We start from the raw sequence: 24,171 nt of genomic DNA, 5'->3' as shown, positions 1-24,171 counted from the left end.
TCTCGTGTCGTGCGAATCAATAGATGTTGGAGGGGCCGACGCTCTCGTCGCCGCGCATGCCGGCGATCTGGGCGCGAAGGGCGATGTCGTCCCAGAGCCGCACCTCTTTCGTCAGCGCCCCCTTGTGGAACGTGAACTGCGAGATGCCCAGCAGGTCGACGGGCTTGCCGGTGAGGGGCCCGTAGTTCGGCTTGCCGGAGTAGTCGCCGACGAACTTCCACGTGACGGCCACGCGCAGGCCCGCGTAGCGGACGTCGTAGTTGGTCTGGATGTCGCGGATCTCGAACTGCCCGGCCGGGAAGGCCTCGAGGAAGCGCAGCAGGGAACGGCGGTACCCCTCGGGCCGGATGACGAGGCGGTTGCCGACGGTGAGGAGGACCAGGTCTCGCTCGAAGTACTTCTCGACCTTCTGCAGGTCGCGATCGTTCCAGACCGTCTGGATCATGTCGATCACGGTCTCGACCTCCGCGCGGTGGTCGTCGGCGCGCGGACCCGAATCGCCCCGGGCGATCGGATCGACGGGCGCGGGCTCCGTCCACGACCCCGTGTAGCCGCGGAAGGCCTGGGCGCGGGCGAGCTCGTCGAGGTCGTCACCGCGCTCGAGCGCGCCGGCGAGGGTGTCGCGCGCGACCCACTCCTCGACCATGCGGCCTCGTCGGTAGAGGCAGTTGGCGATGGTGCGGCTGTACTCCGGCGCCTGGAGGTGACCCGACAGCACCAGGTGCGAGCTCAGGAACGCGTCGTCGCCGCGGGCCTCCCAGATGACGTCTTCGGCCTGCCCGGTGCGATCGGGCGTCGCCGAGATGCGCATGAGAGTGCCCTCGATCACCTCGTCGCGCGACGTCGAGGTTCCGTAGGCCCCGTGCACGATCGAGTCGGGTTCGTAGTTCTCGCGGATGTAGCTGATCGACCGGTCCACCCAGATGAGGTCGGTGACCTCGCGGATGAAGTCGTCGGGGTCTGCATACGGCTGGTAGGCCACCGGATCGAGAGGCACGCGTGAACTCCTTGAGGTTGGTCCCGGCCGCGTCTTTCGTGACGGGCGGGGTGTCGTTGTTGGCAGTGTATGCGTATGCACAACAAGCCCGCAAGAGGTTGTCAGCGCATGCGCTGACCGGGTCGCCGCGTCAGCGAGGAGGCGCGACCGCCAGGGTTCGACGCTCGACGAAGGAGGTCTGGAACTCGACGTGCGAGACCTCGGCGTCGGGGTCTTCGATGCGTCGGGCCATGAGCTTCGCGGCCTCTCTCGCCATCTGCGCGAAGTCGTACGCGATCGTCGACAACTCGATGATCGGCCACGCCGCCGGAGGCAGGTCGTCGAACCCGACGATCGACACGTCATCGGGCACGGCGACCCCCGCCCGGCGGGCGGCGTTCAGCGCACCGTAGGCGACGACGTCGTTTCCGCAGAAGATGAGGGTGGGCGGATCGGGGAGGGCGAGCAGCTCCGTCGTCGCGGCGTCTCCGCAGGCGGTGTCGAACTTCCCGCGACGGACGAGTGAGGGATCCAGACTCACGCCGCTCTCGGCGAGCGCGGCCCGCAACGCCACCTCGCGCGTCTGCGCGGTGCTGGTGTTGCTCGGGCCGAGCACCGCGCCCACCCGCCGGTGACCGAGTTCGACAGCGCGCCGCACCGCATCCGAGAAGCCGGCCATCGGCGAGACCACCGTCGCGTCGGCGTCGACGAAGGCGGCCGTCCGGTTGAAGTAGACGAACGGCAGACCTCGGTCGCGCAACCGCAACGGGGCCACCGAATCCACGGTCGCCGTCGCGAGGATCACCCCGTCGAGCCCGTTGGCGATGAGCCGCTCGGCGACCGTCTCGTTGTCGGCGGTCTCGGTGTGCAGCACGAGCTGATAGCCCATGCCCTCCAGCTCATGGTGCACCGGAGCGATGATGTGGGAGTAGAACTGGTTGTCCAGATCGGTGACGAGCAGACCGATGCGCCGCGTGCGGCCCGACGACAGTGCCCGACCGGCCTCGCTGGGCACATACCCCAGGAGATCGGCGGCCTCCCGTACGCGCTTCTTGGTCTCCGACGAGACGCGCGGATCGTCGCGGAGCGCTCGAGAGACGGTCGGCTGCGAGACACCCGCGAGGCGGGCGACATCTCTGCTGGTGACAGCCATTGCACCCCCTGCGGTCTCGCCACGACGCGTCAAAGTCTATCGGACCGCTTGACCTGTCTATGCATACGCAGTCATGATGAGCACATACGTATGCACGAGAGGATGCACCGATGCCCCTTTACTTGAAGAGCGCTCCGACGAAATCGTTCACCGACACCGCGCAGACCGACGTCGCCGCCCGGGTGGGCTCGATCATCGCCGACATCCGCTCGAACGGCGATGAGGCCGTGCGCCGCTACGCCGACCAGTTCGACAAGTGGACCGCGGAGTCCTTCCGTCTCGACGACGCGCAGATCGCCGAGATCATGGCCACCCTCGACCAGCAGGTGATCGACGACATCGTCTTCGTCCAGGCCCAGGTTCGCCGTTTTGCCCAAGCTCAGCGCGACTCGCTCACCGACATCGAGATCGAGACCCTGCCCGGCGTGCATCTCGGACAGAAGCACGTCCCCGTGCAGGCCGCGGGCGCCTACATCCCCGGCGGCAAGTACCCCTTGACGGCCTCGGCGCATATGACGATCATCACGGCGAAGGTCGCGGGGGTCCCGCGCGTGGTGGCGTGCACGCCGCCGATCCGCGGTGAGATCCCCGCGGCGACCGTGGCAGCCATGAAACTGGCCGGCGCGGACGAGATCTACATCCTCGGCGGGGTGCAGGCGGTCACGGCGATGGCGGTCGGCACCGAGACGATCGACCCGGTCAACCTCATCGCCGGCCCGGGAAACGCCTACGTCGCCGAGGCGAAGCGCCAGCTCTTCGGCGAGGTCGGCATCGACCTCTTCGCCGGTCCGACCGAGATCCTCATCGTCGCCGACGACGACGCCGACCCGTTCTTCACCGCGGTCGATCTGCTGTCGCAGGCCGAGCACGGCCCGGAGTCGCCCGCCGTGCTCATCACCACCTCGCAGTCGCTCGGCGAGAAGGTGATCGCTCACATCGAGGCCCTGCTGCCGGGGATGTCGACGAGAGACTACGCGGAGCCCGCCTGGCGCGACTGGGGTCAGGTGATCGTCGTCGATGACATCGATGAGGCCTACGAGCTGGCCGACTCCTTCGCGTTCGAGCACGTGCAGATCTTCACGAAAGAGCCCCGCGAGGCCCTCACCAAGATGCACGACTACGGCGCCCTCTTCCTCGGCGAGAACACCTGCGTCTCCTACGGCGACAAGGTCATCGGCACCAACCACGTGCTCCCGACCCTCGGCGCGGCGCGGTACACCGGCGGACTCTGGGTCGGAAAGTACCTGCGCACGGTCACCTACCAGGAGATCGTCGAGCCGTCCTCCTCCGCCCTCCTGGGAGAGGTGTGCGGACGCGCGGCGCGCGTGGAGTTGTTCGAAGGTCACGCCCGTTCGGGCGATGCGCGCGCGTGGCGTCACGGCGGCGCCTCCTTCGGGTGGATCGACGAGAGCGTGGGCGCGGAGGCCGGCGCGCGATGACCGATCTCGGCGGCCGCACCGCGGTGATCACGGGCGGCGGGAGCGGACTGGGGGCGGCCATCGCCACGGCGCTGCACGAGGCCGGTGCCGAGGTCGTCGTCGTCGGCCGCGATTCGTCGAAGCTCGACGCGGTCGTCGAGCGGTTGGGGACGAGGGCGCGGCGGGTCGTCTGCGACGTCGCCGACCCCTCCTCGGTCGACCGGCTCCGCGACGCGCTGGCCGGCACCGAGATCTCCATCCTCGTCAACAACGCCGGCATCGCCGGTCCTGTCGCCGCTCTCACCGACATCTCGGTGGAGCAGTGGGATGAGGTCTTCGACATCAACGTGCGCGGTACGTTCCTCATGTGCCGGGCGTTCCTGCCCGCCATGACCGCCCGCGGTTCCGGCGACGTGATCAATATCGCGTCGGTGTCGGGAAAGCGGCCGCTGGCCCACCGCACGCCCTACACCGCCTCGAAGATGGCCGTCCTCGGGCTCACGTCCACTCTCGCCTTCGAGGTGGGGCCGGCCGGCGTCAGCGTCAACACCCTCTCGCCGGGTCCGGTCGCCGGGCCGCGGATGGAGCGCAACTTCCGCCTCGAGGCGGAGCGCTCGGGAAGCACGGTCGACGACGCGGAAGCGGCGTTCGTGTCGCGCGCGGCACTGGGCCGGATGGTCACCGAGGAGGAGGTCGGCGGCGCCGTCGTGGCGATGCTCGGCATGTCGGGCATGTGCGGTGCCGACATCGACCTGTCCGCCGGGATGGTCGCGTGATGCCCGGGTCTCTGCGCGCTCGCGCGCTGGCCGGCGAGCGCCTCCTCGGCGTGCTGCTGCGGATGCCCGCCGAGGAGCTCGTCGAGATGACCGCGGTCGCGGGCTATGACTTCGTGCTGATCGACTGCGAGCACGGCCCGGCCGACCTCCTCGCCCTCCGCCAGCACATCGCCGCGGCGGGCCTGCACACCGTTCCCGTGATCGTGCGCGTCGGCGAAGGCGACGGGGGCTCGATCCTCCGGGTGCTCGACCAGGGAGCCGTCGGAGTCGTCGCGCCGCATCTGGACGACGCCCGCGATGCCGCCGCGCTCGTCGCCGCGGCGCACTACCCGCCTCTGGGAGCCCGCGGGTTCGCCACCTACAGTCGCGCCGGACGCTTCGGTGAGACCGACGCGGCGGCCCACAAGGACTGGTTCCTCCACAACACCCTCGTGATCGGGATGATCGAATCCCCCGCGGGGGTCGCGGCGGCCGCAGACATCCTCGCGACACCCGGGCTCGACGGGATCATGATCGGCCCCGCCGACCTCGCCGCGTCGTCGCGTGCCGACGATCTCCCCGTCGCCGAGGCCTCCGCGCGCGTCAACGCGTCGATCGCGGAGGCGGGAAAGCTCCGCATGGACATCGTGGGCACGACGGATGCTGCGACCGCGGCGTTCGACGACGGAGCGCACCTGGTCGTCTACAACCTGGCCCACGCCCTCATGGGCCACTTACGTACGCTGCTGACCCCGCGGGGCTGAGGCGCCGGTCGCGCCACGAACGCACGAGGGCGCCGAAGGCGGCCGGCTGCACGAGCGGCAGCAGGTGCCCCGCATCCAGTGACACCACCCGCGCACCCCTGACCTCGTTCGCGATCTCGACGTGGAACGACGGGGGGCACACCGTGTCGTGCGCACCCGACACCACGAGGGTCGGCACCCGGACGGCCCGAAGGCCCGGTCGCTGGTCGGTGCGCGTCGCCTGCATCGACAACTGCGCGCGCAGGGCCTCCGCTCCCGTCGACTCCCCCATCGCTGCGGTGCGCGCCACCAGGTCGGGCCGATCGACCACGATCCGGGGTGTGAGCAGCGCGTCGATGATCGACTCCTGGAGCGACCGGGCGGATTCGCCGCGGTCGAGCCGATCGATCCAGCCCCGCCACGATCGTCGCTGCTCGTCGGTCGGCGCCTTGGCATTGGTCGAGACGAGGCAGAGCCCCGCGACACGGGAGGGTGCCCGGGCGATCAGCGCCATCGCCACGATCGCCCCCAGCGACAGCCCACCCAGCACGAACGTCGGGGGCAGCGTATCGAGCAGGTGCTCGACCTGGGCGTCGATGGATTCCTCGGTCAGCTCGGGAGTGAGCGCATCGTCGAGCCCGCACCCCGCCCAGAGGTCGGCCGTGCAGTTCATCCCCGCCAGGAGGACGAGCGGCACGGCCGACACCCCGGTCAGCCCTTCACTGCGCCGTCGCTGAGCCCGGCGACGAGGTACTTCTGCGCGATGAAGGCGATCACCACCACCGGGATGGTCAGGAGGATGGAGGCCGCTCCCGCCTGTTGGAGCATCGGCAGCGTCTGGCCGAGCTGCGTGGCGATGAAGACCGGCACCGTCTTCGACGACGAGTCCGTCAGCACGAGCGCCGTGAGGTACTCCTGGAACGCGAACAGGAACACGAAGATCCCGGCCGTGAGGATTCCCGGTCCCATCAGCGGAATCATCACGCGACGCAGCATCCCGATCCTGCTGCATCCGTCGATCATCGCGGCCTCGTCCAGTTCGCGCGGGATCTCGGCGAAGAAGTTGCGCAACAGCCAGATCGTGAACGGTTGGTTGATCGCCACGAGTGCGATCGCCAGGGCGAACGTGGTGTCGTAGATGCCGAGCGCACGGCTGATGTCGTACATCGGCAGCACCACGGCGAACCGCGGGAGGGCCCGGAAGATGAGGGCGAGCACGAGGAGAAGGGCGGAGACGTAGCTCGGGAACCGCGACAGCGCGTACGCCGCGGGGATGCCGATGATGAGCGCGATGACGGTCGAGACCACGGCCACCACGACGGTGTTCACGAGGTAGTCGGCGAAGTACGTCGTCTGCCAGAGGTCGACGAACGCCTGCACCGTCGGCGCGTAGCCCCACACCACCGGCGGATTGGCGAACGCCACGTTCGTGGGTTTCGTGACCGAGAGGGTCATCCAGATGAATGGGCTGAGCATGAGCACGCAGAGGATCGCGAGCAGCAACCCGGTGACGATCGGCGGACGCCCCCAGCGACCGCGGCGCCGCCGGGGCCCCTTGCCCTCGATATCTGCGGTGGTGATGGCACGGGTGGAGAGCCCGTCACTGGTGAGCGTCATCGTGCGACCCTCGCTTCCTTGAAGATGCCGCGGATGAAGGGGATGAGCATGACGAGGATCAGCCCGATGGTGAGCACGTTGATGGCACTGCCGAGCCCGAGGTTCTGCGCCCCGTCGGCGAAGGCCACGGAGTACACGTAGAGCATGATCGATTCATTGCCGATCGCCGCGGCCTGCGGCGACAAGGGGATCAGGTTGTCGAACATGCGCAGCACGTCCATGATCGAGATCAGCGTGACGAACCCCACCACGCCCCTGATCGTCGGGATGATGACGTGCAGATGCGTCTGCAGACCGTTCGCCCCGTCGATCCTCGCTGCCTCTTTGAGTTCGGCCGGCACGCCCTGGAGGCCCGCGAGGATGATCAGCATCGCGAACGGCAGCATGTGCCACACGGTGTTGGAGATCACCAGGATCGCGTTCGGTACCTGATCGGTGAACCACAGCACCTGGCTGCCGCCCAGGAGACCGATGAAGCGGTTGACCACGCCTCCGAAGTTGTCGTCGAACAGCCACGAGTAGGCGACGGCGCCGACGAGGTTCGGCAGCACGTACGACACCAGCATGATGCCGAGCACCAGCGGCCGAGACGTCGTGAGCCGGTTGATGCCGGTCGCGATGATGTAGCCCAGAACCAGCAGGATGGCCGTCGTGATGACGGTGACGACGACCGTGAACAGCGCCGCCTTCCCGAATCGCACATCGGTCAGGGCGTCGGCGAAGTTGGCGAGACCCACGAAGGTGCCGGGGGTGCCGTAGCGGACGCTCTCGAAGCTCCACTGGATCGTCCGCACCAGCGGGATGACCAGCAGCCCCGCCATGATGAGGAAACTCGGAGCGAAAAGCAGCCAGAACTCGCGCGCTTTCATGGGCGTTACTCCCTTTGCCGGAGTGCGGCCCGGACCAGGATCCGGGCCGCACTCGTCGGTGGTTGTGGGTGGACGTCGATCAGCCGACGAAGGCTTCTCCCGCGGCCTGCATCTGCGCCATACCCTCGTCGACCGATACGTTGCCCGCCAGGATCTGAACGAGGATCGGACGGATCTCGTTCGTCAGGTCGGCGAGCACGGGCGAGACGACGGGCGGCATCGCGGCCGCGATCGACTCGTTCGCAGCCTCGCCGTAGGGCGAGTTCTCGGCCGTGACCATGCCCTCGCGCGCCGGGTAGGCCGCGGGGACGGATGCCGTCGATGCGTCCTCGCTGACGGCCGAGGCCATCATGACGAACAGCATGTCGTGGTCGAGCTCGGTGTTGAAGGGGATCGACCACCCGTCGATGGAGAGGCGGTTGTAGGCGTACTCGGCGGAGCTGGTGAGCTTCGGCGGCGCCGCGAACGCGAACGAATCGGCGAGGTTGCTGTTCGTGTCGAGGGTGAGGTCGCTCATGCGTCCGGAGAACATGATCGACATCGCCGCGGTGCCGTTGTACATCTGCTGCTGCACCTTGGGCTGGTCGAAGGTGGTGACCTGCGGGTCCATGTAGGGCTTCAGCGCGAGCATCGCCTCGAGCGCCTGCTGCGCCTCAGGGGTGTCGAGCGTGACGTCACCGGCGTCGTTCACGAAGTCGGCGCCCAGCGAGTTCATCGCCGCCTGGAAGCTGGTGGACACGTCGGAGGTGGCGAGCCACGGCAGCGCGATGGGGTAGTCCATCTTTCCCGCGGCCTTGATCTTCTCGGCAGCCGCGATCATCTCGTCGAACGTGGTCGGCACCTCGATGCCAAGCTCTTCGAAGATGTCGGTGCGGTACGCCATGACGAACATCTGCGCCTGCATCGGCAGGGCGTAGAGCTCTCCGTCGAACGACATCCCTGTCCGCATCGACTCGCTGATCTTGTCGAGACCGTAGTCGGCGGCGTACTTGTCGTACAGGTCGTTCAGCGGGACGAGCTTCTTGTCGGTCGCGAGACCGGGAATGACGAACCCGTAGGTCTCGATGATGTCGTAGGTGCCGGTGTCACCCGCCAGGGTGGCGGTCGTCTTGGTGACCTGTCCACCGAAATCGATGGGGTCGTGCTTGACGGTGACATCGTCCTTGGAGCAACTCGACACCATGGTGTCGGTGAAGGGGTCGATGGCGGAGGAGTTGTAGGCGAGCACGTTGACGGTGGTCGCCGAATCGGGGGCTGTGTAATCGCAAGTGACCTCGGTGGCATTCGCGTTGCCGGTGCGGCTGCCGGCGCCGCATCCTGCCAGAGCGAGTGCACCCACGGCCGCCGCAACGATGAGGGCGAATGCGCGCTTCTTAGTGGATGACATGGCCACACCGTATACGTATGCACACGGCTTAGGGAAGCCTAATTGACGCGAAATCTTTTGACACTCGGCCGTAACATGAATACGTATAAGCTCACCGCGACGAGCACAGCGCGCAATGCGGGCGCGTCCACGCCCCCGGGCCACGCGGTCGGGCCACTCGTCGCGACGGGGCTCAGGACTGCTGGGCGGCCGCCTCGCTGCGGTGGTGGCGGATCACCTCGGCGACGACGAAGTTGAACCACTTCTCGGCGAAGGCGGGATCGAGGTCGGCGTCTTCGGCGAGCCTCTTGAGGCGCGCGATCTGCTGCTCCTCGCGCGTCGGATCCGACGCCGGCATGTCGTGCTTGGCCTTGAGCACCCCCACCTGCTTGGTGCAGCGGAAGCGCTCGGCGAGCAGGAAGATGAGAGCCGCGTCGATGTTGTCGATGCTCCCCCGGAGCCCCGCGAGAACCACGGCGGGGTCGGACTCGGTCGATGTGGGTTCGGTCATGGCTTCCTCCGGCTCCGACGATACCGGTTGCCCGGGCGCGCACCGCAGTGCCGTGTTCCCCGTGGTCGCCTCACCGCAGCCCTAGAGTGTGACCCATGCGCGTCACCCCCAGAAAGTCCGCCTCAGACGCGGATCCGACCTCGCCCGGCGCCGATGGAGTGCACTCCGAGGGGCGCTCCCCGAACACGCCGATCTGGGCCAATCTGGCCAGCCCCTTCGGCGTCGGATTCTTCATCACCCTCGGCGGACTCGCGGCGGTGCTGCTCGGAATCGCCATCTCGAATCTCTCGACGGTCATCATCTACGTCGCCTTCGCGCTGTTCGCCGCTCTGGGGCTCGATCCCCTGGTGCGCTTCCTCGGGCGTCGTGGCCTCTCCCGCGCGTGGTCGATCGTCGTGGTGTCGATCGCCTTCGCGGGGGTTCTCGTCGGCATCCTGCTGCTCATCATCCCGACCGTGGTGCGGCAGGTGACGCAGTTCATCAGCGACGCCCCCGGGCTCGTCAGCGACTTCATGCGCAGCGATGTCTACCAGTGGCTGGAGGCGAACTTCGGCGACAGCGTGACCGACATCGTCGCCGAGGTGCAGAAGTTCCTCACCGATCCCGGCAACATCGCCGCCATCGGCGGCGGCGTGCTCCAGGTGGGCATCACGATCGGTACCGGCATCTCGGGCATCATCATCGTGATCGTCCTCAGCCTCTACTTCCTCGCGTCGCTGCCGAACATGAAGACCGCGTTCGTGCGCCTCGTGCCGGCTCGCAACCGCGCGGGCGTCGCCGATATGACCGAGCAGATCACCGATTCCGTCGGCGGCTACCTCATGGGCATGGTGGTGCTGGCGTTCTGCAACGCGGTCGTCGCGTTCTTCCTGCTCCTCTTCCTCGGGTTCCCGTTCCCCGCGCTCATGGCCGTGGTCGCCTTCTGCATCACGCTCATCCCACTCGTCGGCTCGGTGCTCTTCTGGGCGATCGGCACCATCCTGGTGCTGTTCGTCGATCCGATCGACGCGCTCATCTTCGCCGGCATCTACCTCGTGTACATGCAGCTCGAGGCATATGTGCTCACGCCGCGGGTGATGAACCGCACCATCTCGGTGCCCGGATCGCTCGTCGTCATCGGTGCCCTGGTCGGCGGAACGCTGCTCGGCCTCCTCGGCGCCCTCGTCGCGATCCCCGTCACCGCGTCGATCCTGCTGATCGTCAAGCAGGTCGTCGTGCCGCGTCAGGACGCGAAGAAGTAGCCGCCGTGGACTGTCCGCCGCCGGAGAACCTCACCGCGGTCGGAGCGTTCGGGGCGGATCGTCCGATCCTTCGCGCGAATCTCCGACGGTCGGTCAGCGCGTCGGCAGCAGGCAGGTCGGGGTCGGAGCCGCCGTGCGGTGACGCACCCTCCCGGGAATGCCGGTGCGCTCGTCGATGAGGAGCGAGACGACCTCGCTCGCCCGCTGACCGGCGACGAGGACGGTGTCGCGCACCACGACGTGGTTGCGCGGCCAATGCGTGCCCGCCTCGACGAAAGCGAGCGGCACGAGACCGCTGCCGTCTCCGGTGATGCGCACGACGCCGAGGGCGTCGCTGCCGCGCACACCCGCGTAGAGCATCCCGCGGTCGTGGCTGGGGGTGATCTCGGCCGCGGTGTCCGAACCGAGCTGCACGTCGGGCGACAGCGAGACACCGGAGACGATGCGCCACACCCCGTCGACGCCCGCGCGCAGGGCGAACACCTCGCAACTGAGCTCGGTGAGCACGTACAGATGCCCGCTCGGATGCCAGACGGTGTGCCGAGGGCCGCTTCCCCGGGGCAGCACGACCTCCTGCACCAGCCGGAGCCCGCCCGTCGTCGCCCGCCAGAAACGTACGAGGTCGAGCCCCATGTCGGTGGTGGCCACGAGGCCTCCGCCGAGGAAGACGCTCTGGTGCGCCCGGGAGGGACGCGGCTCGGAGACGTCGTCGGATGCTGCGCCGTCGAGCGCCGGCGAGGGCTCCGCCGCGTCCGGCTCGTCGTGGTCCGGAACGAGATGCGCGAACTCCGTTCCCGCGGCCTCCCGGAGGGCGCGGGTCGCGGCGGCGAGGTCGCTCACCGGCGAAGAGGCGGCCGCCACCGGGGCGTCGGGGCCGAACGGATCGTTCGCGGCGGGGGCGATCCATGGCGACGAGGGCCGTCCCTCCGCATCCAGCGCCATCCGCACGACGCGCCCGTCGTTCCAGCAGCTCGCGAGGAGGAACGCGCCGTCGGGTGAGACGCCGACGTGGCAGACCGCCGAGCCCGCCTCGACGGGGCGGCCGTGGCGCGCGAGGGTCGTCTCGCCGGTGAGACGGTACGCCTGCACCGTGCCGTCGGCCTCGAGGGCGGCGTAGAGAACGTCGAGCGAGGGGTGACGGGCGATCCACGAGGGCGAGCCGGGAGCGACGACGGCCGTCGGCCCCAGCCCGAGCGGGCCGGAGGCCCAGGGCGAGTCGGCCTCGCCCGCCTGCAGCAGTCCGATGCCGTCGGCTTCGCCCTTGCCGCTCGCGGAGTACCCGCCGACCCAGAGGCGCATCAGTCGACCAGAGGCGCGCGCACGATCACGGCGTCGCGGGCGGCGCCGACTCCGATGACCGAGATGCGCGTGCCGCTCATGCCCTCCAGCGCGAGCACGTAGTCCTGGGCCTCCCGCGGGAGGTCGTCGAAGGTGCGGGCACCCGAGATGTCGCTCTTCCAGCCGGGGAAGTACTCGAGGATCGGCTTCGCGTGGTGGAAGTCGGTCTGGCTCACCGGCACCTCGTCGAAGCGCACCCCGTCGACGTCGTAGGCGACGCACACGGGGATCTGCTCGAGACCCGAGAGGATGTCGAGCTTCGTGAGCACCAGGTCGGTGATGCCGTTGATGCGCGTCGCGTACCGCGTGATCGGAGCGTCGTACCAGCCCACCCGGCGAGGACGCCCGGTGGTGGTGCCGAATTCGAAACCGCGCGAGCGCAGCCACTCGCCCTGCTCGTCGAAGAGCTCGGTGGGGAACGGGCCCGAGCCGACGCGGGTCGTGTAGGCCTTCACGATGCCGACGATGCGGTCGAGACGGTTGGGTCCGACGCCGGCGCCGGTCGCCGCGCCGCCGGCCGTGGCCGACGACGACGTGACGAAGGGGTAGGTGCCGTGGTCGACGTCGAGCATGGTGGCCTGACCGCCCTCGAAGACCACGACCTCGCCGGCGTCGAGCGCCTCGTTCAGCAGCAGCGAGGTGTCGGCGACCATGGGCCGCAGCCGCTCGGCGTAGGACAGCAGGTCTTCGACGATCTCGTCGACGGCGATCGAGCGACGGTTGAAGACCTTGACCAGCAGGTGGTTCTTGCCGTCGAGGGCGCCCTCGACCTTCTGCCGCAGGATGTTCTCGTCGAAGAGGTCCTGCACGCGGATGCCGACGCGGTTGATCTTGTCGGCGTAGGCCGGGCCGATGCCGCGGCCTGTCGTTCCGATCTGACGCTTCCCGAGGAAGCGCTCCGTGACCTTGTCGAGCGTGCGGTGGTACTGGGTGATGACGTGGGCGTTGGCGCTGACGCGCAGACGCGACGTGTCGAGGCCTCGGGCGTTGAGGGCCTCGAGCTCGTAGAACAGCACCTCGAGGTCGACCACGACGCCGTTGCCGATGACCGGGATGACCCCGGGCGAGAGGATGCCCGAGGGCAGCAGGTGCAGGGCGTACTTCTCGTCGCCGATGACGACGGTGTGCCCGGCGTTGTTGCCGCCGTTGAACTTCACGACCCAGTCGGTGCGTTCGCCGAGGAGGTCGGTCGCCTTCCCCTTGCCTTCGTCGCCCCACTGGACTCCGACGATGACGATTCCAGGCATGGGCGCTCCTCGCGTCGATGGCACAGATCCGTCCCATTCTACCGAGGGGGCGTCGGACGCCGCCGCCCCCTCGCCCCGGGGCGGCCTTCAGGACACGGCGGACAGGTAGCGCACCGCTCCCTGACGCCAGTTGAGCGTGACGTGGTGCGAGATCATCTCGACATCCCGCTTCGCCCGCGACACCGGGTGTGACGCATTGCCCGCTCTCGCCCCGACGAGGGAGAAGATCTGCTGAACGCTGCGCAGCGCCGTCCGGGTCGAGAGGGCGTTGTCGCGCAGATCTCGTGCGACCTCCGCCTCGGTGGACTCGACGCGGGCCCTGGCTCGCTCGGAGGCCTGCAGACTGCGCTTCTCGATGAGGAGTCGGGCCATCTCGGTGTCTCCCTGCGCCTGGGCGAACTCGGAGGCGACGTAGTCCGATTCGCTCAGACGCACGGCCCCGCCGAGGGCGTTCGCGACGCGGGTGCTGGTGCCGACCGTCTCGGCGAAGTGCTCCGCCGCCCCCCAGGCCGCCCCGACCGCGCACGACGCGAACGGGAACCGGCCGTTCGACGGCCACGTCGCCCACATCGTGTCGAAGGTCGGGTGGAGCGCACGCCGCTCCTTGAGCTTGTGCACGGTGTCCTTCGCCAGCTGCACGCGGTGCTCGGGGACGAAGACGTCGGTGACCGACATGGTGCGGCTTCCCGTGCCGCGCATACCTGTGGGATACCAGTCGTCGATGGTCTCCGCGTCGGAATGCGGGAGCACGAACATGTGCCCTTCCCCGTCGTCGCCCGCGGGGGCGTTGAAGATCAACCACTCCGAGAAGTCCGAGCCGCTGCAGAACCCCCACTGCCCGGTGAGGCGGTACCCGCCGGGCACCCTCTTGGCGACGGCCTTCGGGTTCATGTTGGTGTTGCCCGCCAGGGTCGCGAACGTGTCGGGGCCCCAGATCTCATCCTGGACCTCTTCGGGAAAGGCCAGGATCGCGGTGTTGTCGGAACTCAGGATGCTGAAGACCCACGCGGTCGACGTGCAACCGCGCGCGAGGTTCATGGCCACCCGGGCGTGCTCGTGCTCGCTCAGTTCGAGGCCGCCGTACTTCTTCGGCTTCAGCATGTGGAAGAACCCGGCGTCCCCCAGACGACGGTAGGTGTCGGCGGAGATGCGGCGATCGGCATCGACGTCGGCCGCCCGCTCCCTCAGCAGGGGGATCATCGCCTCGGCGGCGGCGACCATCTCGTCGGCCGTGAGGTCGGGCGAGGGTGCGGGCCGCGCTGCGGCGACCCTGGTGGCTTCGGATGTCATGGCGTTCATGGTGGGCCTCTCCTGCGGCGTCGTCGCCGCAGTCGCTCGGAAGGGATCTCCCTCCATGGTGAGAGCGGCTCGATCACCGGTCAAACAGGACAATCCGCGCAATATGCACGCTCAGGGCGTGGAAGTCACGCGGGGATATTGCGCGCGCATGAGTTCGGCGAGCGCCAGAGTGCGCTGAGACGGCGACGTCCCCCGAGCCCACGCGAACACCACGGAGACGGGCGGTGGCGTGGGCTCGATCTCCTTCTCGACGATCGCCAGACCCTCGTAGCTGCTCTTGTTCGACGGGCGCTGGACGAGGATCGCGTACGCCGAGTCGGACCGCGCGACGATCGACCGCGTGAGTTCGAACACGTGAGTACGGTGCCGCACGTGCGGCACGACGCCGTGCCCGTCGAACAGCGACATCGCGTACCTCGTGCTGGGCGTCTGATCGAACAGCACCAGGGGCGCTTCCGCGAGCTGCTGGACCGTCACCGTGTCCTGTCGCGCGAGGGGGTTCGACTCCCCGAAGAGCGCGTAACCCCGCGCCTCGTAGAGGACGAACGACTCGAGGTCGTCCATGTCGCCCATCGCGTACATGATGGCGGCGTCGATCGAGCCCGCCAACAGCGCCGCGCGCAGCTCGTCCTGCGCATCGACGGTGAAGTCGATCGAGACGCGGGGGTGCAGGTCTTCGAACTCCTCGAGAACTCGCGGGAGGATCGCCGGCGCCAGGGTCACGAAGCATCCGACCACCAACGGGCCTACGAGCTCCTCGCCGTCCCCGCGGACCGCGAATCCGAGCTCGGCCACGTCGGACAGCAACCGTCGCGCCCTCGGCAGCACGAGCGAACCGGTCGAGGTGAGAGTGATGCCCTGCGCGCGACGTCGGATGCACAGCTCCGCTCCGAGGACACGTTCGAGCTCGGTGATCGACGCGGCGATCGCCGACGCCGAGAACCGCAGCCGTCTGGCCGCCCCGCTGATGGTCCCCTCCTCGGCAGCCACCACGAAGTGGGCCAACTGCCGCAGGGTCAGCTCCGCGCGGAAGAGCCCGGCGTCGATCATCTCGTCAGTGAGATTGTCCATGGCGAGGATGATTGCACGGCCAGACCGCTTTTCATCCTCGATTAGTTGAGTTTGACCGTCGAAGAGGCCGCGCCCAGGCTGGGGGCGAACCCACCCACCCCGTGATCCGATAACCGGAACCGGGCGAGACGGACCGGAGTTCCCGCGGCCTCAGCGACGAGGCGGCGACGGCTTCCTGCGTCTCGCAGCTATCTGGAGGCAGACGATCGATGAAGATTTCCGCACACACCCGCCGCGTCGGCGCCGCGATCGCGGCCGCGGCCCTGTTGGCCGGCTCCCTCGCCGCCTGCGCACGGGGAGGCGACAGCCCCTCGGCGGCGAACGCGTCATCGCCGGGGATCACCGACACCACCATCACGTTCGGGTCGACCGCGCCCCTGACGGGGCCGGCGGCGGGCGTGGGCAACTGCGCCATCGACGGTGCGACCGCGTACTTCGAGATGCGCAATGCCGAGGGCGGAATCCCCTTCGGAGACGGCAAGACCCGCACGGTCGAGTTCCGGGCGTACGACGACGGCTACGACCCGCAGCGCGCAGCGGCCAACTTCCAGCAGATGGTCTCGGACGGCGTCTTCGGCGCCGCGCTGAGCCTCGGTACGCCGACGAACCGCGCCTGGCGGGAGGCCGCGATCGCAGAGGAGGTGCCACAGGTGCTCCTGCAGACCGGTGACCCCATCTTCAGCGACAGGGAGGAGAGCCCCTGGCAGCTCGGGCTCCTGCCGATCTACCAGCTCGAGGGCGAGGCGTTCGGCCGGATGCTGGTCGAGAGCGGAGAGACGCACGAGGTGGCCGTCCTGTTCCAGAACGACGATTTCGGCGAGGGCTATGTCGAGGGGCTCAAGCGGGCCATCGAGGGCTCCGAGAACGTGACGATCGTGAAGGAGGTCGGCTACGAGGCGACCGCGACCGACGTCTCAGCGCAGGTGACCGATCTCGCATCCACCGGCGCCGATGTCTTCTACAACGCCATGTCGTCGCTCGCGCCGCTCGTCATCGGGTCGCTGCAGCAGGCGGCGGCGCTGAACTGGACCCCGAGCGTGTTCCTCCCGTCCACCTCGTCGAGCCCGGCAGCACTGCTCACACCCTCCGGCGTGGCCGACCGCTTCGCCGCGATCTACACGACCGCGTCATCGGCGTCGGCCAGCGCCCCCGACTTCGCGACGAGCGAGGACGGCAAGGAGTTCCTCGCGGCCCTCGCCGATTACACGAACCAGGATGCCGCCCCGGGATTCCCCCAGTGCCTGTGGGGATGGATCGGCGCGTCGATCCTCGAGGAGGCATTCACCCACATGCAGGAGCCCACGCGCGAGTCGTTCATGACGGCGCTGCGCGACATCGCCGACTTCGACGCCCCGTTCCTTCTCGACGGCGCGACGATCAGCACGACCGAAGACGGCCTCCCCGCGATGAGCGACGTGCAGGTGATGGGTTACAACGGGGCCGGATTCTCCCCGGCGGGTTGAGACGGCCATGACCACCACCGTCGAAGGAGCTGTCATGACGACCGACGCGATCACCTCCCCCCAGCGCGGCCAGGAGAAGTCCGCCTGGTGGCGCGCCGTGCTCGGCGAATACCCCACCGGCGTCTGCCTGGTCGCCTCGCGCGGCGAAGCCGACGAGCCGATCGGCATGGTGGTGGGCAGCTTCGTCGCCGTCAGCGAGGAGCCCCCTCTCATCGGTTTCTTCGCCGGACGGGATTCGCGCACCCTGCCCGAGCTGGTCTCGACAGGGCGTTTCAGCGCCAGCGTGCTCGGCGCCGACGACGAGGCCTTCTGCCGAGCGTTCGCGAGCAAGGCGCCGGACCGGTGGGAGCGGAGGCCCTTCGTGGACACGCCGACCGGCGCGCCACGTCTCGCTGACGCCGTCGCCTGGTTCGACGCGTCGATCGAATCCACCCAGCCCTACGGCGATCACGTCTTCATCGTGGGACGGGTGCACGATTTCGGCGCGGGTGCCGGCGGGGCGGAGATGCCTCTGCTGTTCCGGCGGGCGGGCTACGGGTCGTTCTCGGCGCCCGGCGGGACGTACGACGCGAGGGCCTTCATCGAGCGACTGCGCTGGGCGTCGATGGCAGAGCGCGAGATCGAATCCCTCTCGACGGAACTGGGCGTCGAGGTCGCCATCAACACCCAGCTCGGCGATTCCGTCGTCACGCTCGCCTCCGTCGCCCTCGACTCCACGGTCAGCACGTTCGACAACGTCGGCGCGGCGCACCCGTGGGCGGCGCCCATCTCACCCGTGTTCGCGGCGTGGGCGCCGACAGCGCGACGGCACGCGTGGGAGGAGGCATCCCGTCACCTGACGGGGTCGGTCGATCGCGCGCTCATCGAAGACCAGCTGCGCGGCGTGCGTGATCGCGGCTACGCGATCGCGGGAGATCAGGCCCTCACCGACCGCTTCCTCGGTCTTGTCCGCGGCCACCGCACCGATCGCGACGCGTACGCACGGGTCTGGGCCGAGATCGCCGCCAGTCGCCGACGGTTGGAAGACGGCGACGGAGTCCACTGGGACGAGGTCGCCGTCGTGCAGGTGCCGGTCTTCGACGAGGAGGGCGACGTGGTGATGAGCATCTACGCCATCGGGTGGCAGCGCTCCGCGTCGCCGCACTCCTCCGAGCGGATGGTGGAGAGGATGCGGACCGCCGCCGGCCGCATCTCGGCGCGGATCGCCGCGTCGCGCACCGGGGGCTGATGCCGCCCGGGGGTCGGCTCGACGCCCGACCCCTGCATGCGGGGGAATACATCGCGGTCGGCGTGCATTGCTCTTCGTGACGGTCGATTCGTCCGTCGCCTCCCCCCGATCGAGAATGTTCGAATCATGCCCGCATCCGACGACCACGCCCGCTGGCACGCCGCCCGAGAGCGCGCCGTCGCCTCGCCGACCGGCAACCTCTCCCTCGTGGAGACCCGCTGGACCGGCGCGCGCCCCGACATCGACGTCGCCCGATCCACAGCATCCGGCACCGTCGAGGTCACGCCGATCCAGCGCACCGCGATCGACGGCAGCGGCGCGATCGAGCACGGCCTGCGCTTCTGGGACGCCGACGCCCCCGCGATCCGCGCGTTCGACCGCATCGACACCTACCCCTACGACCCCGCGTGGGTGCTCGAGGGCACCTTCACGCCGGTGGCGGAGGACCGCACCGTGCCTTTCGAGCACATCCGCGACAACGGCGGCACCCGAGACCTCGTCGTCCCCGGCGACATCACTCTGAGCCTCGACGATCGCAACTACACGCTCTCCGCCTTCGACGACGGCGGGAAGCTCCTCCTCGTCTTCGGCGACGTGACGAACGGCGACGAGACGTACGGCGCCGGCCGCTTCCTCTTCGTGCAGCACGACGAGAGCGACCCGCACCGGGTCGTCCTCGACTTCAACCGGGCGTTCGTGCCGCCGTGCGGTTTCTCGGCCCAGTACAACTGCCCCCTGCCCCCCGCCTCGAACCGGTTCCCCGTCCCGGTGCGCGCCGGGGAGAAGACCGTCGTCTTCCGCGACGGCTTCGACATCTACGCGGCCTGAGCCGCACGCATCCACAGCGTCCACAGCACCGAAGCATCCTGGAGTACTCCCCCATGAGAAGACCCCTCATCGCCGTGTCCGCGGCCCTCGCCGCCGCGCTCGTCCTCGCCGGCTGCTCGACCGGCGGCGGCACGAATGCCGAGAGTTCCGACGGTGCGACCATCGCGATCGGCTCGCTGTACGAACCGCAGAACCTCAGCAACACCCAGGGCGGCGGCCAGGGCGTCACCGAGGCGTTCAACGGCAACGTGTACGAGGGCCTCTACAAGCTCACCGACGACGGCGAGGTCGAACCCCTCCTCGCCGCGGGCGAAGAGGTCAGCGACGACGGCCTCACCTACACGATCACCCTGCGCGAGGGCGTCACCTTCCACTCCGGCAAGGCGCTCACGTCGGCCGACGTGAAGGCGAGCGTCGAGGCGGTCACCGCCGACGACTCGCAATCGGCCCGCAAGTCGAGCTTCGCCACCATCGCCGACATCGCGACCCCCGACGACCAGACCGTGGTCTTCACCCTCTCGCAGCGCTCGATCTCGTTCCTCTACAACCTCAGCTACGTCTGGATCGTCAACGGCGAGGCGGGCGACCTGACGCAGGAGGAGGACGGCACCGGCCCCTACACGCTCGACGAGTGGCGCCAGGGCAGCACCCTCACCCTGACGCGCTGGGACGAGTACTGGGGCGAGCCGGCGAAGAACGCCGAGGTCGTCTTCACCTACTTCACCGATGCGACCGCCGAGAACAACGCACTGCTGACCGGCGAGATCGACCTCATCACCAGCGTGCAGAGCCCCGATTCGCTCACCCAGTTCGACGGCAACGCCGACTACGTCGTGAGCGAGGGCACCTCGACCACGAAGGAGCTGCTCGCGTTCAACGACCGTGTCGCCCCCTTCGACAACGCGCTGGTGCGCAAGGCCGTCTACTCGGCGATCGACACCCAGAAGCTCCTCACCTCGATCTGGGGCGACTACGGCACCCTCATCGGTTCGATGGTTCCCCCCACCGACCCCTGGTACGTCGACCTCACCCAGGTGAACCCTTACGCCCCCGACCTCTCGAAGCAGCTGCTGACCCAGGCCGGCTACGCCGACGGGTTCACCTTCACGCTCGATACCCCCAGCTACGACCCGCACCCGGCGGTGGCCGAGTTCCTGCAGTCGCAGTTGGCCGCGGTCGGCATCACGGTCGAGATCAACACGATCAGCGCCGACGAGTGGTACTCGAAGGTCTTCAAGGAGCGCGACTTCACCGCCACGCTCCAGGAGCACGTGAACGACCGCGACGTCGTCTGGTACGGCAACCCCGACTTCTACTGGGGCTACGACAACGCCGACGTGCAGCAGTGGGTGTCCGAGGCCGAGCAGGCCTCGACCACCGACGAGCAGACCGAGCTCCTGAAGAAGGTCAACGAGCAGATCGCGGAGGATGCGGCTAGCGTGTGGCTGTACCTGTACCCGCAGATCGTGGTCGCCTCCAGCGACCTCAGCGGCTACCCCGTCAACGGCCTGAACTCCCAGTTCTTCGCCTACGACATCGTGAAGTCCTGATCGTCTAGCTCATCCGTCGGGGGATGCTGCGGTCCGCACGGGCTCGCCGCATCCCCCCGCCCGTTCCCTGTCGAGATCCGATGCTCACCTACGTGCTCCGCCGCTCCGGGTTCCTCCTGGTGTCGCTGGTGGTCGCCCTCGTCGTGATCTTCGTGCTGCTGCGACTCCTGCCGGGCGATCCCGCCAACGCGCTGCTGTCGATCGACGCGACGCCCGAGCAGATCGCCGCGGCCCGCGCGCAGGTGGGCTCCGACCAGCCGCTGCTGACGCAGTTCGCGACCTGGGCGGGGCAGCTCGTGCGCTTCGACCTCGGGGAGTCGTACATCAGCTCGCGGCCCGTCGGCCCCGAGATCGCCTCGCGCCTGGCGATCACGCTGCCCCTGACGCTGCTCGCCTTCGGGCTGGCGCTGGTCCTGTCGCTCGTCATCGGCATCACGGCCGCGGTGAAGGCCGACCGCTGGTACGGCGTCGTGCTCAGCGGCTTCTCGCAGCTCGGTGTCGCCGTCCCCGTCTTCTGGGTCGGCGTGATCCTCGTGTGGATCTTCGCCCTGCAGCTGGGGCTCCTCCCCTCGGGGGGCTTCCCGCGCAGCGACTGGGAGGATCCGGCCGCCGCGTTTCGCGCCCTCACGCTCCCCGTCATCGCGATCGCGATCGTGATGAGCGCCTCTCTCAGCCGGTACGTGCGCTCGGCGACGCTCGACGTGCTCGGCAGCGACTACCTGCGCACCGCCCGCGCGGGCGGCGCCGGGATGACCGAGGCGCTGCTGCGCCACGGTCTGCGCAACGGCGCCGTCCCCGTCGTCGCGGTGCTCGGCGTGGAGCTGTCGACCACGCTCCTCGGCGCTGTCGTCGTCGAGAGCGTCTTCACGCTCCCCGGTCTCGGCAGCCTGCTGCTCACCGGCATCCAGCAGCACGACTACGCGAACATCCAGGGCGTGCTCGTCGTGAGCACCCTGTTCGTGCTGCTCGTCGGGTTCGCCGCCGACATCGCGCAGCGCCTCATCGATCCGCGCCTGCGCACGAGCGTCTCGGGCAACCGATGAGCGCCGCCGTCGAGCAGAACATCGCGGATGCTGCGCCCGCAGCATCCCGGCGCCGCTCGATCACCCTCGTGGTCGGGATCGTGCTCACCGCCGTGGTCGTCGTCATTGCCCTGGTGTCGCTGTTGTGGCTGCCCTACCCGCTCGACGACATCAGCGGCGGGCGCCTCGACGCTCCGAGCGCGGCGCACCTCCTCGGAACCGACCGCCTCGGCCGTGACCTCCTGTCGCAGCTGATGGTCGGCGCCCGCATCGCACTGCTGGTCGGTGCCGGCGCGGTGCTCCTCGCCGGCGTGTTGGGAACGCTCGTCGGGCTGGTGACGGCGTTCTCGCGCCCCTGGCTCGACGACACGCTCTCCTCGGCCCTCGACGTCGTGATCGCGTTCCCCGTGCTGCTGCTGGCGATGCTCGTCGTCGCGGTGCAGGGCGCGTCGCTGTGGTCGGCGACCCTCGCCATCGGACTGGCGATGTCGGCCGTGGTCGCCCGGCTCACCCGCATCCTCGCCCGCCGGGTGCTGCAGGAGCAGTACGTCACGGCCGCCCGCACGAGCGGCACCCGTCTGCTCGGGATCGTGTGGCACCACGTGCTGCCCAATATCGCCCCCACCCTCGCAGTGAGCCTCGCCCTGCAGTTCGGCGTCGCCGTGCTGGCGGAGGCGAGCCTGTCGTACCTGGGCCTCGGCGCCCCGCCGCCGAACGCCTCGTGGGGCCGCATGCTGCAGGAGGCCCAGGGCACCGTGCTGAACGCCCCCGTGGGCGCGATAGCCCCCGGACTCGCCATCGTCGCCCTCGTGCTGGGCGTCAACTTCCTCGCCGACGGCCTGCGCGACGTCGCCGACCCGACGAGACGGAGGGCGCGATGAGCCTCCTCGACGTGACGGGCCTGACGGTGGGGGCGGATGCTGCGCCCCTCGTCGACGACGTCTCCTTCACCCTCGATGCGGGAGACCGTGTGGGGCTGATCGGCGAATCGGGGTCGGGCAAGTCGCTGACCTCGCTCGCCGCGGTCGGGCTGCTCCCCTCCGCGCTGCGCGTCTGCGGATCGGTGCGCCTCGACGGGCACGAGATCGTCGGCACCCCCGACGCGCGGTTGCGTGCCCTCCGCGGTCCGGTCGCGCAGGTCGTCTTCCAGGAGCCGCTGACGGCGCTGGATCCGCTCATGCGCGTCGGGAAGCAGATCGCCGAGCCGCTGCGACGCCACCTGAACCTCCGCGGCGGCGCGCTCGGCGAGGCCGTCGCGACGGCGCTGTCGGAGGTCGCACTGACCGACCCCCGCATCGCGCGCGCCTACCCGCACGAGCTCTCGGGCGGTCAGCGTCAGCGCGTCGCGATCGCGATCGCCCTCGCCGCCCGCCCGCAGCTGCTCATCGCCGACGAGCCGACCACCGCGCTCGACGTCACGGTGCAGGACGCCGTGCTGACGCTGCTCGAGAGGCTCATCGCCGAACGGGACATGGCGCTGCTCTTCGTCAGCCACGACCTCGCCGTCGTCTCGCGGATGGTCGAGCGCATCGTCGTGCTGCAGCGCGGCGTCGCCGTCGAGGAGGGGCCGGTCGACCGCGTGCTGCGCGATCCGCAGCATCCGTACACCCGCGCCCTCGTCGCCAGCGCCCGCGCGCTCGACGCCGCCCTCGACGCCTCCGAGGGAGATGCCGAATGAGCGTGCTGGAACTTCGTGACGCCGGCTTCTCTTACGGATCGCGCAGCGTGCTCGACGACGTCTCGCTCGGCATCGCCGAGGGGGAGTCGGTCGGGCTCGTCGGCGAGTCGGGCGCGGGAAAGTCGACGATCCTGCGCCTCCTGCTGGGCCTCGCCGCCCCGCGCGACGGATCGGTGCTGTTCGACGGTCGGCCGCTCGACCTTCGCGACCGGGCTCTGATGCGTCGGTTCCGCGCCAGCGTGCAACCCGTGTTCCAAGACCCGTACTCGTCGCTCGATCCGCGACAGCGCATCGACCGCATCGTCGGCGAACCGCTGCGCTCCCTCGGCCTCGCCCGCGGCGCCGACGCCGCATCCCGTGCCGAAGAGGCGATCGCCGCGGTCGGCCTCGACGCCGACACCCTCACCCGGTACCCGCACGAGTTCTCCGGCGGCCAGCGTCAGCGCATCGCGATCGCGCGGGCGCTCGTCTCGCGCCCGCGCGTGCTGCTCGCCGACGAGCCGGTGAGCGCGCTCGACGTCACGACCCGGGTGCAGGTGATCGATCTGCTCGCCCGCCTCCGCCGCGAGAACGGTCTCACTCTCGTGATGGTCTCGCACGACCTCAGCGCGGTGGCTTCGGTCTGCGAGCGCACCGTGGTGCTGCAGCACGGCCGGATCGTCGAGGCGGGGGCGACGCGCAGCATCCTCTCCTCCCCCACGACGGCGTACGCCCGTCAGCTCGTCGCTGCGGTGCCGCGCCTGCCGCGCTGACCGACGGCACGTCGCGCCCCCGGAGGTCGAGACGGCTCTCCGTTCT

Annotated in this window: 23 protein-coding genes; 12 read left to right on the top strand and 11 right to left on the bottom strand. The window is 69.2% G+C overall.

Translation table 11 applies throughout. The features are described from left to right. Window positions 1–16 precede the first annotated feature (16 nt). On the bottom strand, window positions 17–997 hold the full coding sequence (locus tag DEU34_RS13710) for an ester cyclase (protein ID WP_121151162.1): 981 nt from the start codon (window positions 995–997) through the stop codon (window positions 17–19). Window positions 998–1,127: 130 nt separating this feature from the next. Beyond that, window positions 1,128–2,129 (bottom strand): LacI family DNA-binding transcriptional regulator, encoded by a 1,002-nt coding sequence (locus DEU34_RS13705; protein ID WP_121151161.1) that lies wholly within the window; start codon window positions 2,127–2,129, stop codon window positions 1,128–1,130. 110 nt (window positions 2,130–2,239) lie between these two features. Between DEU34_RS13705 and hisD the strand changes: the two genes are divergently transcribed. Genes hisD through DEU34_RS13690 form a run of 3 tightly spaced genes read left to right on the top strand, consistent with a single transcriptional unit; the run spans window position 2,240 to window position 5,066 of the window. Beyond that, the gene (hisD, locus tag DEU34_RS13700) at window positions 2,240–3,568 is read left to right on the top strand and encodes a histidinol dehydrogenase (protein ID WP_121151159.1); all 1,329 of its coding nucleotides are present in this window, start codon (window positions 2,240–2,242) and stop codon (window positions 3,566–3,568) included. Further along, entirely contained in the window at window positions 3,565–4,323 is a 759-nt protein-coding gene (locus DEU34_RS13695; protein ID WP_121151157.1) for an SDR family NAD(P)-dependent oxidoreductase, read from the top strand. Before hisD ends, DEU34_RS13695 begins: the two co-directional genes overlap by 4 nt. Further along, window positions 4,323–5,066 carry an HpcH/HpaI aldolase/citrate lyase family protein gene (locus DEU34_RS13690; protein WP_121151155.1) on the top strand — a complete coding sequence of 248 codons (744 nt, stop codon included), beginning with the start codon at window positions 4,323–4,325 and terminating at the stop codon, window positions 5,064–5,066. The genes DEU34_RS13695 and DEU34_RS13690 overlap by 1 nt, the downstream gene beginning before the upstream one ends. Here the strand turns inward: DEU34_RS13690 and DEU34_RS13685 are convergent. From DEU34_RS13685 to DEU34_RS13665, 5 genes are all read right to left on the bottom strand, one after another. Next, complete coding sequence (locus tag DEU34_RS13685; protein ID WP_121151153.1) at window positions 5,026–5,751, bottom strand: alpha/beta fold hydrolase; 726 nt, start codon at window positions 5,749–5,751, stop codon at window positions 5,026–5,028. The genes DEU34_RS13690 and DEU34_RS13685 overlap by 41 nt on opposite strands. 5 nt (window positions 5,752–5,756) lie before the next feature. After that, window positions 5,757–6,662: a carbohydrate ABC transporter permease gene (locus tag DEU34_RS13680; protein ID WP_121151151.1), complete on the bottom strand. Its 906-nt coding sequence runs from the start codon at window positions 6,660–6,662 to the stop codon at window positions 5,757–5,759. After that, a complete protein-coding gene (locus DEU34_RS13675; protein WP_121151149.1) occupies window positions 6,659–7,531 on the bottom strand; it encodes a carbohydrate ABC transporter permease in 873 nt (290 codons plus the stop codon). The genes DEU34_RS13680 and DEU34_RS13675 overlap by 4 nt, the downstream gene beginning before the upstream one ends. A 79-nt stretch (window positions 7,532–7,610) precedes the next feature. Next, entirely contained in the window at window positions 7,611–8,714 is a 1,104-nt protein-coding gene (locus DEU34_RS13670) for an ABC transporter substrate-binding protein (RefSeq protein WP_396652137.1), read from the bottom strand. A 376-nt stretch (window positions 8,715–9,090) separates the two neighbouring features. Then, window positions 9,091–9,408, bottom strand: coding sequence for a chorismate mutase (locus tag DEU34_RS13665; RefSeq protein WP_121151145.1), 318 nt, complete (start codon window positions 9,406–9,408; stop codon window positions 9,091–9,093). A 95-nt stretch (window positions 9,409–9,503) separates the two neighbouring features. On the opposite strand from DEU34_RS13665, the gene DEU34_RS13660 reads away from it, so the two are divergent. Further along, window positions 9,504–10,649 (top strand): AI-2E family transporter, encoded by a 1,146-nt coding sequence (locus tag DEU34_RS13660; RefSeq protein WP_121151142.1) that lies wholly within the window; start codon window positions 9,504–9,506, stop codon window positions 10,647–10,649. A gap of 93 nt (window positions 10,650–10,742) precedes the next feature. Here DEU34_RS13660 and DEU34_RS13655 read toward each other — a convergent pair whose 3' ends face one another. From DEU34_RS13655 to DEU34_RS13640, 4 genes are all read right to left on the bottom strand, one after another. Further along, window positions 10,743–11,948, bottom strand: a complete 1,206-nt coding sequence (locus tag DEU34_RS13655) for a beta-propeller fold lactonase family protein (RefSeq protein ID WP_121151141.1) — start codon at window positions 11,946–11,948, stop codon at window positions 10,743–10,745. After that, entirely contained in the window at window positions 11,948–13,234 is a 1,287-nt protein-coding gene (locus tag DEU34_RS13650; RefSeq protein WP_121151139.1) for an adenylosuccinate synthase, read from the bottom strand. Before DEU34_RS13650 ends, DEU34_RS13655 begins: the two co-directional genes overlap by 1 nt. A gap of 87 nt (window positions 13,235–13,321) precedes the next feature. After that, entirely contained in the window at window positions 13,322–14,524 is a 1,203-nt protein-coding gene (locus tag DEU34_RS13645) for an acyl-CoA dehydrogenase family protein (RefSeq protein ID WP_183042491.1), read from the bottom strand. 120 nt (window positions 14,525–14,644) lie between these two features. Next, entirely contained in the window at window positions 14,645–15,604 is a 960-nt protein-coding gene (locus tag DEU34_RS13640) for a LysR family transcriptional regulator (protein WP_121151135.1), read from the bottom strand. Window positions 15,605–15,813: 209 nt separating this feature from the next. Between DEU34_RS13640 and DEU34_RS13635 the strand changes: the two genes are divergently transcribed. The 8 genes from DEU34_RS13635 (at window position 15,814) to DEU34_RS13600 (ending at window position 24,125) form a co-directional block, all read left to right on the top strand. After that, on the top strand, window positions 15,814–17,067 hold the full coding sequence (locus DEU34_RS13635; protein ID WP_121151133.1) for an ABC transporter substrate-binding protein: 1,254 nt from the start codon (window positions 15,814–15,816) through the stop codon (window positions 17,065–17,067). Between the two features lie 34 nt (window positions 17,068–17,101). Continuing rightward, the gene (locus tag DEU34_RS13630) at window positions 17,102–18,295 is read left to right on the top strand and encodes a flavin reductase (RefSeq protein ID WP_183042490.1); all 1,194 of its coding nucleotides are present in this window, start codon (window positions 17,102–17,104) and stop codon (window positions 18,293–18,295) included. Window positions 18,296–18,421: 126 nt separating this feature from the next. Continuing rightward, window positions 18,422–19,123 carry a DUF1684 domain-containing protein gene (locus DEU34_RS13625; RefSeq protein ID WP_121151129.1) on the top strand — a complete coding sequence of 234 codons (702 nt, stop codon included), beginning with the start codon at window positions 18,422–18,424 and terminating at the stop codon, window positions 19,121–19,123. A gap of 53 nt (window positions 19,124–19,176) precedes the next feature. Further along, entirely contained in the window at window positions 19,177–20,673 is a 1,497-nt protein-coding gene (locus DEU34_RS13620; protein ID WP_121151127.1) for an ABC transporter substrate-binding protein, read from the top strand. Window positions 20,674–20,753: 80 nt separating this feature from the next. Next, on the top strand, window positions 20,754–21,716 hold the full coding sequence (locus tag DEU34_RS13615) for an ABC transporter permease (RefSeq protein WP_121151125.1): 963 nt from the start codon (window positions 20,754–20,756) through the stop codon (window positions 21,714–21,716). After that, window positions 21,713–22,576 carry an ABC transporter permease gene (locus tag DEU34_RS13610; protein WP_121151123.1) on the top strand — a complete coding sequence of 288 codons (864 nt, stop codon included), beginning with the start codon at window positions 21,713–21,715 and terminating at the stop codon, window positions 22,574–22,576. Before DEU34_RS13615 ends, DEU34_RS13610 begins: the two co-directional genes overlap by 4 nt. Continuing rightward, a complete protein-coding gene (locus DEU34_RS13605) occupies window positions 22,573–23,373 on the top strand; it encodes an ABC transporter ATP-binding protein (RefSeq protein WP_121151121.1) in 801 nt (266 codons plus the stop codon). Before DEU34_RS13610 ends, DEU34_RS13605 begins: the two co-directional genes overlap by 4 nt. After that, window positions 23,370–24,125 carry an ABC transporter ATP-binding protein gene (locus DEU34_RS13600; protein WP_121151119.1) on the top strand — a complete coding sequence of 252 codons (756 nt, stop codon included), beginning with the start codon at window positions 23,370–23,372 and terminating at the stop codon, window positions 24,123–24,125. Before DEU34_RS13605 ends, DEU34_RS13600 begins: the two co-directional genes overlap by 4 nt. The last annotated feature ends 46 nt before the right edge of the window (window positions 24,126–24,171 follow it).

Source organism: Microbacterium sp. AG1240 (assembly GCF_003635115.1).
Taxonomy (GTDB): domain Bacteria; phylum Actinomycetota; class Actinomycetes; order Actinomycetales; family Microbacteriaceae; genus Microbacterium.
This window is presented reverse-complemented; position numbering and strand designations above follow the sequence as displayed.

Excerpts from the sequence above, each read along its gene's own strand:
- DEU34_RS13705 (WP_121151161.1), bottom strand. The coding sequence starts at position 2,129 with ATGGCTGTCACCAGCAGAGATGTCGCCCGCCTCGCGGGTGTCTCGCAG.
- hisD (WP_121151159.1), top strand. The coding sequence starts at position 2,240 with ATGCCCCTTTACTTGAAGAGCGCTCCGACGAAATCGTTCACCGACACC.
- DEU34_RS13695 (WP_121151157.1), top strand. The coding sequence starts at position 3,565 with ATGACCGATCTCGGCGGCCGCACCGCGGTGATCACGGGCGGCGGGAGC.
- DEU34_RS13690 (WP_121151155.1), top strand. The coding sequence starts at position 4,323 with ATGCCCGGGTCTCTGCGCGCTCGCGCGCTGGCCGGCGAGCGCCTCCTC.
- DEU34_RS13680 (WP_121151151.1), bottom strand. The coding sequence starts at position 6,662 with ATGACGCTCACCAGTGACGGGCTCTCCACCCGTGCCATCACCACCGCA.
- DEU34_RS13675 (WP_121151149.1), bottom strand. The coding sequence starts at position 7,531 with ATGAAAGCGCGCGAGTTCTGGCTGCTTTTCGCTCCGAGTTTCCTCATC.
- DEU34_RS13670 (WP_396652137.1), bottom strand. The coding sequence starts at position 8,714 with ATGGTGTCGAGTTGCTCCAAGGACGATGTCACCGTCAAGCACGACCCC.
- DEU34_RS13665 (WP_121151145.1), bottom strand. The coding sequence starts at position 9,408 with ATGACCGAACCCACATCGACCGAGTCCGACCCCGCCGTGGTTCTCGCG.
- DEU34_RS13660 (WP_121151142.1), top strand. The coding sequence starts at position 9,504 with ATGCGCGTCACCCCCAGAAAGTCCGCCTCAGACGCGGATCCGACCTCG.
- DEU34_RS13655 (WP_121151141.1), bottom strand. The coding sequence starts at position 11,948 with ATGCGCCTCTGGGTCGGCGGGTACTCCGCGAGCGGCAAGGGCGAAGCC.
- DEU34_RS13650 (WP_121151139.1), bottom strand. The coding sequence starts at position 13,234 with ATGCCTGGAATCGTCATCGTCGGAGTCCAGTGGGGCGACGAAGGCAAG.
- DEU34_RS13645 (WP_183042491.1), bottom strand. The coding sequence starts at position 14,524 with ATGACATCCGAAGCCACCAGGGTCGCCGCAGCGCGGCCCGCACCCTCG.
- DEU34_RS13640 (WP_121151135.1), bottom strand. The coding sequence starts at position 15,604 with ATGGACAATCTCACTGACGAGATGATCGACGCCGGGCTCTTCCGCGCG.
- DEU34_RS13635 (WP_121151133.1), top strand. The coding sequence starts at position 15,814 with ATGAAGATTTCCGCACACACCCGCCGCGTCGGCGCCGCGATCGCGGCC.
- DEU34_RS13630 (WP_183042490.1), top strand. The coding sequence starts at position 17,102 with ATGACGACCGACGCGATCACCTCCCCCCAGCGCGGCCAGGAGAAGTCC.
- DEU34_RS13625 (WP_121151129.1), top strand. The coding sequence starts at position 18,422 with ATGCCCGCATCCGACGACCACGCCCGCTGGCACGCCGCCCGAGAGCGC.
- DEU34_RS13620 (WP_121151127.1), top strand. The coding sequence starts at position 19,177 with ATGAGAAGACCCCTCATCGCCGTGTCCGCGGCCCTCGCCGCCGCGCTC.
- DEU34_RS13615 (WP_121151125.1), top strand. The coding sequence starts at position 20,754 with ATGCTCACCTACGTGCTCCGCCGCTCCGGGTTCCTCCTGGTGTCGCTG.
- DEU34_RS13610 (WP_121151123.1), top strand. The coding sequence starts at position 21,713 with ATGAGCGCCGCCGTCGAGCAGAACATCGCGGATGCTGCGCCCGCAGCA.
- DEU34_RS13605 (WP_121151121.1), top strand. The coding sequence starts at position 22,573 with ATGAGCCTCCTCGACGTGACGGGCCTGACGGTGGGGGCGGATGCTGCG.
- DEU34_RS13600 (WP_121151119.1), top strand. The coding sequence starts at position 23,370 with ATGAGCGTGCTGGAACTTCGTGACGCCGGCTTCTCTTACGGATCGCGC.